10 protein-coding genes are annotated in these 12,118 nt (G+C 51.9%); 5 read left to right on the top strand and 5 right to left on the bottom strand.

From position 1 onward, the window contains the following. The first annotated feature begins 73 nt into the window (after positions 1–73). From selD to SD425_RS22585, 4 genes are read left to right on the top strand one after another with little or no spacing between them, the layout of a single operon-like run. Positions 74–1,114 (top strand): selenide, water dikinase SelD, encoded by a 1,041-nt coding sequence (gene selD, locus SD425_RS22570; protein WP_416381041.1) that lies wholly within the window; start codon positions 74–76, stop codon positions 1,112–1,114. 21 nt (positions 1,115–1,135) lie between these two features. Continuing rightward, the gene (locus tag SD425_RS22575; protein WP_324672519.1) at positions 1,136–1,711 is read left to right on the top strand and encodes a hypothetical protein; all 576 of its coding nucleotides are present in this window, start codon (positions 1,136–1,138) and stop codon (positions 1,709–1,711) included. Positions 1,712–1,767: 56 nt separating this feature from the next. Beyond that, complete coding sequence (locus SD425_RS22580; RefSeq protein WP_324672521.1) at positions 1,768–2,541, top strand: alpha/beta fold hydrolase; 774 nt, start codon at positions 1,768–1,770, stop codon at positions 2,539–2,541. A gap of 33 nt (positions 2,542–2,574) precedes the next feature. Then, positions 2,575–3,282, top strand: coding sequence for an SAM-dependent methyltransferase (locus tag SD425_RS22585; protein WP_324672523.1), 708 nt, complete (start codon positions 2,575–2,577; stop codon positions 3,280–3,282). Positions 3,283–3,317: 35 nt separating this feature from the next. Here the strand turns inward: SD425_RS22585 and feoB are convergent, their stop codons facing one another. After that, a complete protein-coding gene (feoB, locus tag SD425_RS22590; RefSeq protein WP_324672525.1) occupies positions 3,318–5,510 on the bottom strand; it encodes a ferrous iron transport protein B in 2,193 nt (730 codons plus the stop codon). Positions 5,511–5,520: 10 nt separating this feature from the next. Beyond that, entirely contained in the window at positions 5,521–5,682 is a 162-nt protein-coding gene (locus SD425_RS22595; protein WP_324672528.1) for a FeoA family protein, read from the bottom strand. Positions 5,683–6,004: 322 nt separating this feature from the next. Here SD425_RS22595 and SD425_RS22600 point away from each other — a divergent pair, with 322 nt between their 5' ends. After that, on the top strand, positions 6,005–6,901 hold the full coding sequence (locus SD425_RS22600) for a carboxypeptidase-like regulatory domain-containing protein (RefSeq protein ID WP_324672530.1): 897 nt from the start codon (positions 6,005–6,007) through the stop codon (positions 6,899–6,901). Positions 6,902–7,054: 153 nt separating this feature from the next. Here the strand turns inward: SD425_RS22600 and SD425_RS22605 are convergent, their stop codons facing one another. The 3 genes from SD425_RS22605 to SD425_RS22615 all read right to left on the bottom strand — a co-directional run bounded on the left by SD425_RS22605 (position 7,055) and on the right by SD425_RS22615 (position 12,087). Continuing rightward, positions 7,055–7,708 carry an OmpA family protein gene (locus SD425_RS22605; protein WP_324672532.1) on the bottom strand — a complete coding sequence of 218 codons (654 nt, stop codon included), beginning with the start codon at positions 7,706–7,708 and terminating at the stop codon, positions 7,055–7,057. 118 nt (positions 7,709–7,826) lie between these two features. Then, positions 7,827–9,218, bottom strand: coding sequence for an alpha/beta hydrolase family protein (locus SD425_RS22610; RefSeq protein ID WP_324672534.1), 1,392 nt, complete (start codon positions 9,216–9,218; stop codon positions 7,827–7,829). A gap of 373 nt (positions 9,219–9,591) precedes the next feature. Next, entirely contained in the window at positions 9,592–12,087 is a 2,496-nt protein-coding gene (locus SD425_RS22615; RefSeq protein WP_324672536.1) for a bifunctional UDP-N-acetylmuramoyl-tripeptide:D-alanyl-D-alanine ligase/alanine racemase, read from the bottom strand. Between the last annotated feature and the right edge of the window lie 31 nt (positions 12,088–12,118).

Here is a 12,118-nt window from a genome sequence, read left to right on the forward strand (position 1 = left end):
TCTTCGCTGCACCTAGTGCCAGCTTTCTTTGTTACGAAGCAATAGAATTTTGCCCATGACTCCCGATTCAACAATTACCGATACCATTCGCCTTACTCAGTATAGCCACGGTGCTGGTTGCGGCTGCAAGATTGCGCCGAAGGTTCTCGACCAGATTCTGCACACAAGCCTGCCTCAGCCTCACGACGACAAATTGCTAGTAGGTAACAGCAGCCGCGACGATGCCGCCGTGTACGACATTGGCGGTGGTCAGGCGCTCATCAGCACCACCGATTTCTTCATGCCCATCGTGGATGATGCCTATGACTTTGGTCGTATTGCCTCAGCGAATGCCATCAGCGATGTGTATGCCATGGGCGGGCGGCCAGTTATGGCTATTGCAGTGCTTGGTTGGCCCGTAGACAAGCTAGCCCCCGAAGTAGCCCGTCGCGTGATTGAAGGCAGCCGCAGTATTTGCCAAGAAGCCGGCATTCCGCTGGCCGGCGGTCATAGCATCGATTCGCCGGAGCCCATCTTTGGCCTTGCTGTTACAGGCATGCTCGATATCAAGAATCTGAAGCAGAACGACACGGCCACCGCTGGCTGTGAGCTTTACCTTACAAAGCCTCTAGGCGTGGGCATGCTGACGACGGCTCAAAAGCGCGGCATTCTGCGACCCGAGCACGAAGCTATTGCGCCACACCAAATGATGCAGCTGAATAAAATCGGCTATGACCTAGGTCTATTGGAAGCGGTAAAGGCCATGACGGATGTTACTGGGTTTGGCCTGCTAGGTCACTTATCAGAAGTGTGCGAGGGCAGCAACTTAACGGCAGAAGTTAACTTCCACCAAGTTCCACTATTGGCTGAGGCCGAGGAATACCGTCAGCAGAAGTCTATTCCGGGCGGCACGGTGCGCAACTGGGACAGCTATGGCCACAAGATCGGGCCCATCACCGATGAGCAGCAGCAATGGCTCTGCGACCCCCAAACCAGTGGTGGCTTACTCGTGTGCGTAGCTCCCGAAGGCCATGCCGCGGTGCAAGCAGTGTTCGAGAAGTATGGTTTGGCTCTGCAGCCCTTCGGCCACTTGCGTGCGCACCAAGCCAATGAGCCTTGGATCTTGGTACACTAGCAGGTGAAGCTGTTAGCGTTTTTGCGGCCGCTGCTAGAGTTTAGCTTCGCCGTTATGACCATTGTGGTGGGCCTACGCTTTATCACGAGCTTTTTCAGCAGCAAGAGCAAAGTATTTCGCCCCACGTTTCTGCGGCAGTTTTACTTGCTCTTTTGGCCTTTGCTCTGCTTGTGTGTGGGCTTGCCTTTCCTAGGTTCCTTCGTATACCTAGGTACGCTTACCACTTATGAGTTGATCTTATTGACCGCATTGGCAGCCGTAGTCTTTGGCTTTTCGGTGCCGGCCTTGGTGCTCCATGCGCAGTATTATGCGCGCAACCTGCACACCACACTTGTCTTTGACCCCAAGCAAAACAAGTTGGAAGTGTACGAAGGCAACTTCCGTATTCCGTTTGCCCGCCGCGATTTGCAGCGTGTAGAGTACGTTACGTGCGTCTCCAAGCGCCTGTTTTGGAGCAATTACAGTTTCTTGCGTCTCCACCTAGACGCCGGCCAGACCCTGACACTAACGTCGCTGCTTACGAACCTTGAACCCGTAGCGGAGTTTCTACGCAATACCAACCTGGAGACGCGTCAGCGCTGGTTTTGCTTCGTTTAACCTGTGAATGAGGTGTGGCTAGGCCTATAGCTTGGCTGCACTACCTTTGCCCCACTATGCAACTACACTACCGCGAGCTAGGCCAAGGCAAGCCTCTGCTGATTCTGCACGGCCTGTTTGGCACTTCCGATAACTGGCAAACGCTAGCCAAGCGTTGGGCCGAAGCTGGGCACCGCGTCATCGTGGCCGACCTGCGCAACCACGGCCGCTCACCCCACGCCTCCGAGCACACCTACGAAGTCATGAGTGCCGACGTGCTCGAGCTATTTGATGCCTTGCAGCTCCAAGACGCGACGCTACTCGGGCACAGCATGGGCGGCAAAGTGGCCATGCGTTTTGCGCTCGATCATCCTGAGCGCCTAGCTCGTTTGGTGGTAGTAGATATTGCGCCTGGCTTTTCCGACATGCGGCACCAGGATGAGATTTTGGCAGGCTTGCACGCTGTTGACTTAGCTAGCTTGCAAACGCGGCAGCAAGCTGATGAAGCCTTGGCACGGCACATTCCGCAGTTCAGCATCCGCCAGTTCCTGCTCAAGAACCTTTACCGCCTCGATGACAACTCCTTTGCTTGGCGCCAGAACCTCGACGCCCTGACTATGCACATTGCGGATATTGGGGCGGAAATCACCAGTGCACATCCGTTTCTTAAGCAGGCACTCTTTGTCCGCGGTGGCCTGTCAGATTACATTACGGCCGATGATAAGCTGCACAGCATTCCGGCTCTCTTCCCAAACTCCCAAGTAGAAACCGTTCCTGATGCAGGACACTGGGTACATGCCGAAAATCCAGATCGGATATTTGAGCTAGTGCAAAGTTTCATGCAGAGTTAAACGGCTGTTCACTCCTTACTTCCTCCTCCCCACTTGAAGCCAGGCATTCTTTACCTCATTCCAACGGTACTCGCTGACGATACGGCTGCGCAAGTATTGCCAGCCCAGATTGCAGCTCGTGTAGCGACCCTCTCCTATTTTCTCGTGGAAAATGCCCGAACGGCCCGGCGCTTCATCAAGAGTGTAGCACCCACCCAGGTGATTGAGGAACTGCGCCTCGCCGTTATCGACAAAGACTCAACACCAGCGGATATTAGTGCGGCCCTAAAGCAAGTACAGGCTGGGCTAGATGCAGGTGTGCTATCCGAAGCTGGCTGTCCAGGCATTGCGGACCCCGGCGCTGAATTGGCCCGCGCGGCTCATCAGCTAGGTATTCGGGTGGTGCCGCTGGTAGGACCTTCGTCGCTGCTACTTGCGCTCATGGCATCCGGTATGAACGGGCAGAGCTTTACTTTCCACGGCTATTTGCCGATTGAAAAGCCTAAGCGAATTGCAGCGCTTAAGAACCTAGAGCGCCTAGCTCTTACGCAGAATCAGACGCAACTTTTCATTGAAACGCCTTACCGCAACATGCAAATGTTGGAGGATCTGGTTACTCAGTTGCAGCCCTCAACGCGCTTGTGCATTGCCGCCAGTCTCACCGCTGAGAACGAGTTTGTGCAGACCAATACGCTAGCTGCGTGGAAGGGTAATCTACCGGATATCCACAAGCAACCCGCTGTTTTCCTGATTGGGCGCTAACGCAATAGGGGTCAATTTACTCGGCCCCTATTGTGTTATTTCATAAGCTGGTAAACAGTTAGCGAAGCTACGTAAGCTAGGCCAGTCATGTAGAGAAGTTGCAGAATAGGCCACTTCCACCCTTTCGTTTCGCGGTACACGACGGCCAAAGTACTCATACACTGCATCGCAAACACATAGAACACCAGCAGCGAAAAGGCTCGGGCCGGGGTAAAGAACGGCTGACCTTGGTCATCTTTTTCAGCAGCTAGCTTTTGCTGTACCGTGCGCATATCAGCATCCTGTCCCACACTGTAGATAGTGGATATAGTGCCGACGAAAACCTCTCGTGCTGCAAACGAGGTAATCAGCGCAATACCTACTTTCCAGTCAAAACCTAGGGGGCGAATAGCTGGCTCTAGTGTGCGTCCGAATAAGCCTGCGTAGGAGTTTTCGAGCTTCTCCGAAGCAATACGGTTGTCGGTTTCTTCAGGCGTTAGGTGCTGCTGAGCAGCCGTAGAACGCACCTTTGCTTCCGCCTGCTCCAGCGCATTGCCAGGCCCGTAAGAAGCGAGCACCCATAGTATAACGGATATAGCAACAATTACTTTACCTGCCTGAAACACAAAGGTTTTTACCTTTTCTACGATGGTGATGCCCACGTTCTTCCAACGCGGCCACCGGTAGACGGGAAACTCCATGATGAAGTAGCTCCGCTCCTTGCGCCGCAGCAGAATCTTGAGCGCCAAGGCCGACAAGATTGCCGCGAAGAAGCCTAGCAGGTACAGCCCCATCAAGGCAATGCCTTGTAAGTTAAAGAAGCCAAGCACCTTTTGATCGGGCACCACCAAAGCAATTAGAACCGTGTACACCGGAATGCGCGCCGAGCAGCTCATGAGTGGCGTCACGAAGATGGTGATAATACGGTCCTTCCAGTTCTCGATGGTGCGTGCACTCATGATGGCTGGTACAGCACAGGCCACGCCCGAAATCAAGGGTACAACGCTTTTCCCGTTCAATCCAAACTTGCGCATGATGCGGTCCATCATGAACGTAACCCGCGCCATATAGCCGGTTTCCTCTAGCACTGCAATAAAAGCAAAGAGCAGCGCAATCTGAGGAATGAAGATCAGGACGCCACCTAGGCCCGCTATTACTCCCTCAGTCAGTAAGTTGATGAGCGGCCCGTGGAAGTTGGTTTGAATAAGACTGTTAATCCATGCCACTCCCTCATCGATGAGCTCCATGGGGTAGCTAGCCCAGGCGAATACCGCTTGGAATAGCATGAACAGTACGCCAAAGAAAATCAGGTAACCCCACACTTTGTGGGTTAAAATTCGGTCGAGGCGGTTGCTGTACGGCTCGTTACGCTCCGTTCGCGTTACCGACACAGTATTCAGTAGAATCTCATTGATGCGCGCGTAACGGTCAATTGTTTCCTGCGCCTGTCGCGGCGTCGGTTGGAAATCGTACTGCTCCGTCAGCTCCTGAATATAGGCTTTGTCGTCAGCCGACAAGAAACTGATGTGCCGAAACTGGTGCGCATAGTGCAGCGCCAGGTAATCGTTGTGCAGGTTGAAGTAATAGCGGATTTGCCGGATCATAGGCAGCAACTCATCCGACGGTTGGTAGAAGGCCACGCTAGGGGCATCTAGCGTCTGCGCTATCACAATCTTGAGCGCCGTTACGCCAATGCCTTTGCGGGCATTCATCGGGATGATCGGTACCCCTAACTCCTGCTGCAACTGCGCCACATCGATATGCACGCCGTGCTGCTCCGCTACGTCCATCATATTCAGCGCCAGCACCGCGGGCAGACCTAGGTCGGCGAGCTGTGTGAAGAGCAACAGATTGCGGCGCAGGTTCGATGCATCAGCCGTTACGACCACGAAATCCGGATACTGCTCAGACGTACGATCGTAGAGTAGATCGGTGATGACCTTCTCGTCTAGGCTTTTAGGATAGAGCGAGTACGTGCCCGGCAAGTCGATGATTTCGGCGCGATGCTGTGGCGTAAGCTGGCTTGTGCCCGTTTTGCGGTCTACCGTTACTCCCGGGAAGTTGCCCACCTTTTGGTTGAGCCCTGTCAGCTGGTTGAACAGCGACGATTTACCGGAATTAGGATTGCCAACAAGGGCAATTCGTGTCAAGCCTTTATGATTGTGCGGCAAGTGTGCCGCTACGGCTTCCAAAGCGGCTGCCGAAGCTGCCGAAGCAGTTCGGTCAATTGTGATTTCTCCGCCGGCCATACTCTAAAACTTAATCCTTCAAAAAAATAGTAGCTGCCTCGCTCACGCGCAATGACAACGTGTAATCATCGTCGCCGAGTACGAGCGTAATCGGGCAGCCTAAAGGAGCCCGGCTGTTTAAACGCACTTGGGTACCCGGTATGCAACCCATTTCTAGGAGCTTGAGCGCCATCTCAGGGTCTTTCAGGCAACAAATTGTGCCGGTCTCACCAAGACGAAGATCGGTTACGCGGCGCTGTTCGGCAGACTTGGGAGATTTGGGACGAATAAGCACGGGCAGGATACTTTTATTTAGATTCTATTCAAACAAAGGTACTACCCATTTAGGTTTCGCCCAACTACTATACTACGACCAATAAAATTTACTCTGGATAGCTAACTAATTGATTCGCAATAAAAAAAACACAACCCTAGTAACCTATTACTATTCTACGACATGTTGTATTTGATTGGCACACTCATTGCAGTTTCGATATATGTCAAGCTTATACTCTATGTTCAAACGCATACTCTCTCTCGTCTCTTTTGCTTTAGTATTACCCATAGTGAGCTGGGCTCAGGAAAATCGTATCTCGGGCCGTATCGTAGATCAACAGACGAAAGAACCTATCCCCTTTGCCTCACTCGGCCTACGTGATGAGCAGTCTGGTGCCCTCACAAACGAATATGGCTTCTTCCAAATGTCTGGCCCTGAGAAGAATGCTCAAGACTCTCTCGTCGTTCTAGCTCTTGGCTACGCTCGCAAAGCTGTTTTGGTAAAACGGGGAGTCAGTCAGAAGGACATGATCATTGAAGTTCCCAAGCGGCAGATCTTGCTTGGCAACGTAACGGTAGAAGCTAGTAAGGTAAAGAACCTTGGCCTAGGGGCTAAAACGAATACACCTGGCGAAGGCATGATGCAGGGTTTGCCTGGTCAGCAATATGCCTTCTACGTGAAAAATGAGAAAGGCAAAAAGCTAGGTAATATTCGTTCGGCCTCCTTCTATATCGGAGAGAACGGCTTTCCTCGTGAGCCCTTCCGAGTGCGTATTTACAAAGCCGATGGTAACTACAACTCGCCTAACACAGATATCCTCAACGATAACGTAGTGGTATCTGCGCCTAAAGGCGGTCAGTGGTACACTATTGATCTTACCCCTTACAACATTCCAGCACCCGACGAAGGGTTCTTCGTTGCCATGGAATGGATTGTTAGCGGTGATAATTTCTACACGACCAACTTCATGGACTCTTACACCCCCTACGGACAGATCATGCGTCCGACGTTTGAATTCAAGGAGAGCCGCACGTGGAGCTACACGATTGGTAAAGGCTGGAGTTTGTTAACACTCGCCAGCAACGGTCAGCGCTGGAATGCAATGATCAAGGCAGAAGTAGATGTTTATAAATAATAAAATAGGCTAGGTTACTTATTGGCGTACGTAGGTGCCACAATAGTTATAGTACATAATAGTTATGTAACCCCAACAAAAAAGGGCGGCTTCTAAGCCGCCCTTTTTTGTTGGGGTTATTACGTCGCAGACCAATATTAGCTAGGTCGTCAATTACTTTGTGCGCACGGCAATTTCTACACGCCGGTTTTGCTGACGACCACTTGCGGTGGCATTTGAGGCGGCTGGTTGTGCTTCGCCCATAGGCTCTACACTGATACGTGAAGCATCGACCTTACCGTTCTGCACAAACCAGTTTTTGACGGCATCTGCACGCTTCTCGCTGAGCTCTTTGTTATAATCTTTATCACCACGCGAGTCAGCAAAGCCCATGATACGCACTTGATTTTTGCCATAGCGCTGCGCAATAGAAGCAGCAACTTGTTGCAGCGCCTTCGTAGCTGTCGGCTTGAGCTCTGCTTTATCAGTGTCGAAGAGCACCTTCTCTTCTAGACCGTACACGTTGTAGTTTTCGCTACCCCGCACGTCGATATCGGGCAAGTTGATCTCGGGAAGCTTAACATTGGAAAGCTTCTCTTTGGTGACGTCCCAGGCCTCGGCCACAACACCGCCAGCATCGGTTACTGCTGCTGCCGTTTTCGCGCCAGCATCGGAAGTAGCATCAGCAGCAGTTTCGCCCGTGCGGGCTACCACTGCTGTATCAGCTGTAGCTTCGCTGAGTTGGTCCTTGGTTTCCGGCTTTTTCAAGTCGTTGCAAGATGCCAGCACAGCTGCCACCGCAACAATAGATAAAAAGTGCTTTTTCATGGTGTAAAAGGTGTAGGAGGAGAGTTGATATGAAAGCACCTACGACAAGAGGCGCGGTACAGTTACCGCGCCTCTTGTCGTAGGTGCTCTATTAGCTACTGCTTACCGTAGCCGGTGCTTACTGCACCTGCTTCATAATCCACTCCCGAATAATCTCCTTTGCCTCGGGTGAAAACGTTTCTTTTCGTTGTCCATTCACGACTGGCCAGTCGTCCGGATCTGACTGAAATAGATGGTTTACTTTCGGCAACTTATAGGCTGTCACGTTTGGGTTCGTTTTCAACCCCTTCGATAAAGCATTGATGTTTGTATCGGCAGTGGTGTAGTGATCAGCAGTACCGTTTAGCAGCAAAACCGGGCACTTAACGGCTGGTAATTGAGCCAGCGGATCAAACGACAAAAAGGCGCGGTACTGGGGAGTCGTCAGCTGTGCTGCTCTTGCTAAAGCTGCAATTTCATCAATGGAGCCATCTTGCTTTTGCAGCACTGAGACGATAATCGAACGTGCCCGCTCGTCATCGGGCGTATGCCGTACTATACTCAACAGCTCTTGCTCATTCCGCACCGAAGTTTGCACCTGTTCATTGTACATACCGAGCGAGTGCAACATCGTTACTTGCTGCTGATAAACTAAGTCGCTGCCGGATACACCATGAGCAGCTAAGGTCACGACGAAGGAAGCCTCCTGCGATTGAGCCGCCGTTAGCAAAGCAACGTTGCCGCCCTCTCCATGACCAATAACTCCGATGTGGGTAGCCTGAATGTCAGGGCGCGACTTTAGGAATGAGATGCCAGCCTGTACATCAGTAACTAGTTCAGTGGTGGTACTACTTGCTGGCTTACCACCCGATTGGCCTATCCCACGGTCGTCGAAGCGCAGTACCGCAATACCACGCCGCGTTAGGTAATCGGCCAGAGACCCCAAGGGATGATAGTCACCAAGCGAACCATCACGGTCGTGCGCACCCGCATCCGACATGAGCACTACTGCTGGGAAAGGCCCTGGTCCAGCGGGTACTGTAAGCGTTCCTCCTAGCTTCAGATTTGCGGGCGTGTTGCTATAAGTGACTTCCTCTTCCCGGTATGGAGGTGTAAGACGAGCCGTTTTGGGGCTAACCAACAGAGGAACATACTGCAGGATCAAAGGCGCCGTGTAACCAGGCTGCTTCCAAGTTCCCTGTAACTGATGACCATCAGAAGCTAGCTTACCTTTGAAGCGGCTGTCAGCGTCTTCAGCCAAAAACATGACTGTATCACCTTGCATGGCTACTTGCACCATCAAGTTCCCAATTCGTTGCTGAGGCACGTCTAATGCGGCGAAATATCCACCACTCGTGAGGCTCACCAAGCGAAAGACTATTTCTAACTCACCTCCTGGAACTTTCAGCTTCCCTTTCCAACGACCTTCCAAAGGTGGATTCGCTGCACATGCGTTCTGAATAGCAGCAATGCTTATCAGAACCAATAACATCATCCAAAAGCGAAGGCTAGCGTAAACGTTTTTCTTCATAATACCTGGTTGAGGATTCCTGTACTCAGATAACAATATCTTTAACTATTTTTAGTTAAAAGCTTACACTTAGTAGTCAAAATACAAACGACTTTTTACGCTTACCGGATTTTTCATCTGGTAAAAATACCCATTCATATGTCCTTTCAGCCATTTGCCTGCTGAAACTAGCTACTTAAGCTTAGTTTACTGTATAGAAAAGCATCTTAATAACCATGCCATTAAAATATAATTATTATAATTCACCTCACTCAACCGCCGTATTATTCTATGACTTGACCTAGCTATCGTATACCCTATCCTTATACATACTTCAGGGCTAGTCTGCTAAGAACAAACTAGCCCTGAAATACCTAAACTTTTACACGTTGGCTCACTCAGCGAAGAACACTCTCTTTACCCGTTCGCTTACACTCGTTAGTAGCTCGTAGGGTATAGTTCCAATGCGTTGAGCTAGCTCTGGCAATGGCATTGCTTCTCCGAAAATGATGGCCATATCTCCAGATTGCGCCCCGGGAATATTCGTCACGTCGATCATGCACATATCCATGCAGACGTTGCCAACAATCGGGGCCCGTTGTTCGCGTACAACTACGGTACCCACGCCGTTGCTGAAGCGACGATTGTAGCCATCTGCGTAGCCGATAGCAAGGGTCGCGATACGGCGCTCATGCTCAACGGCTTGCCCACGGCGGCCATATCCTACAGTTTGTCCTGCAGGAAGAGTCTTAATTTGAGAGATAGTGGTCCGCAAACTACTTACTGGCCGCAAAGCTTCTTGGTTCTCACCGGTGGCTTCCACGCCATATAGCCCGATCCCTAATCGAACCATATCAAAGTGAGCATCGGGGAAACGCAAAATGCCCGCGGAGTTCAGCGCATGCTTCAACACAGTGTAGCCAATAGCCGCTTCCAAGGTTGGGGTCATGCGCTGGAAAGCAGCTAGCTGTTGGCGCGAAAAGTCGTTGTGCTGGGCTTCGTCAGCGCCGGCTAGGTGCGTGAGCATACTCGCTACTCGTAGGCGGGCGGCATTTTCGCGCAGCATGGCACTCAGTTCAGCTATATCTTCTTCTGCAAAACCAAGGCGCCGCATGCCTGTGTCGAGCTTGAGGTGAATGGCCGGTAATGGTTGATCATGGGATACACGCAGATATTCGCGGAGCCGCTCAAACGAATAAATCTCTGGCTCCAGATGGTACTGCTGCATCTTCTGGAAGCTGTCGGGCGACGGGTTCATTACCATGATTGGTAGACTAATACCGTGTTGACGCAGCTCTACTCCTTCATCGGCATACGCCACCGCTAGGTAGTCGACACGGTGAAATTGCAATAGGTTGGCCACTTCATAGCTGCCACTGCCGTAGGCAAATGCCTTTACCATCACCATCAGCTTAGTACCGGGGGCCAAACGGGCGCGATAGTAATTTAGATTATGCACTAAGGCATCGAGGTTCACTTCCAGTACCGTACCGTGAATCTTCTGTTGGAAAGCAGCCACGATTCGTTCGAAGCCAAAGCGCCGGGCGCCCTTCACCAGAATGGTTTCGTGCTGAAACTGATCGGGATAAAAGTTGGTCAGGAAGTCTTCGGTTTTGGCAAAGAATGTTTGCTCAATGCCCTGAAACAAGGCTTGGTGCTGGCTAATTTCTGGGCCGATTCCAATCAGTCGCTCCACTTTATGGATAGCTAGCTGGGTTGCTACACGCGCATAGAGTTCAGATGCGGGCAACCCCGACTCCAGTACATCGGACAGAATAAGCGTGCGCCGACCACGCCGCGGCTGCCGAGTAAGTACATCGAGAGCTAGGGTCAGGCCAGCTAGGTCATTGTTATAGGTGTCGTCGAGAACGTAGCAATCGTTAAGCGCCTGCTTCATTTCTAGGCGCATAGCCACCGGCGTGAGGCGGTCGAGGCGACGTTGAATTTCCGCGGCTGGCACTTGTCGCCACAGCAATACTGCTAGCCCGTGGAGCGCATTTTCCACTGAGGGCTCATCTGCGAATGGTAAGGTGAAGGTATGTTCTTGCGGTAGCGGCTTCGCAATAGCTATGTGCACCACCGTACGGTCGGCGCTAGCTTCCGCAATGGTCACAGCTACATGGGCATCGTGTGGATGGAAACGGCTCCAGGTAAAGGTGCGGTGTTCGGGTAATAACTGCCGTGCCGCTAGGTGCACAGCTTCATGGTCGCGGCAGTAGAATAGGGTATCTACTTCCGCGAAGAGCCGCATCTTCTCCGCCACTTTCTCTTGAGGCGAGGCAAAACCAGCGTCATGCGCAGTACCTAGGTTGGTGAAAATACCTAGGTTTGGCTGGAGTACCTGGGCCAAACGCACCATCTCGCCACGCTCCGAAATGCCCGCTTCGAAGATACCAAGTGTGTGCGTGCTGTTCAGCTCCCACACACTCAATGGCACACCAACTTGCGAGTTGTAGCTGCGCGGGCTTTTGCAAATCAGATCATCGGCGCTCAAGAGTTGCGCTAGCCACTCTTTCACAATGGTCTTTCCATTGGAGCCCGTTATGCCGAATATCGGAATTCGAAATTGGCGTCGGTGATAAGCAGCCACTGCTTGCAGGGCCGCCAAGCTATTAGCAACCATGAGGAAGCCAGCATCCGGGTAAGCACCTAGCTCTCCCGGCACTTCTTCTAATCGGTCCACCACAAACAACCGTACTCCCCGCCGATATAGATCGGGCAGGTAACGGTGTCCGTTGTGCTGAGCGCCGCGGATAGCAAAGAACAAAGCGCCGCTAGGTTGCCCTATCCGACGACTATCAAGCAGCAGTTGATGGATTGCGACACCCTCAGGGCCCGCTTGCAGCAGAGTACCGCCGGTAAGGGCCGGCAGGTCAGAAAAAGTAAGCATAAGACTAGTAACAGCTGCCACAAAGGTAAGG

Origin of the sequence: Hymenobacter sp. GOD-10R (genome assembly GCF_035609205.1) — a bacterium.
GTDB lineage: Bacteria > Bacteroidota > Bacteroidia > Cytophagales > Hymenobacteraceae > Hymenobacter.

Coding starts and splice junctions, on each gene's coding strand:
- SD425_RS22580 (WP_324672521.1), top strand. CDS start 1,768: ATGCAACTACACTACCGCGAGCTAGGCCAAGGCAAGCCTCTGCTGATT.
- feoB (WP_324672525.1), bottom strand. CDS start 5,510: ATGGCCGGCGGAGAAATCACAATTGACCGAACTGCTTCGGCAGCTTCG.
- SD425_RS22595 (WP_324672528.1), bottom strand. CDS start 5,682: ATGGCGCTCAAGCTCCTAGAAATGGGTTGCATACCGGGTACCCAAGTG.
- SD425_RS22600 (WP_324672530.1), top strand. CDS start 6,005: ATGTTCAAACGCATACTCTCTCTCGTCTCTTTTGCTTTAGTATTACCC.
- SD425_RS22605 (WP_324672532.1), bottom strand. CDS start 7,708: ATGAAAAAGCACTTTTTATCTATTGTTGCGGTGGCAGCTGTGCTGGCA.
- SD425_RS22610 (WP_324672534.1), bottom strand. CDS start 9,218: ATGAAGAAAAACGTTTACGCTAGCCTTCGCTTTTGGATGATGTTATTG.
- SD425_RS22615 (WP_324672536.1), bottom strand. CDS start 12,087: ATGCTTACTTTTTCTGACCTGCCGGCCCTTACCGGCGGTACTCTGCTG.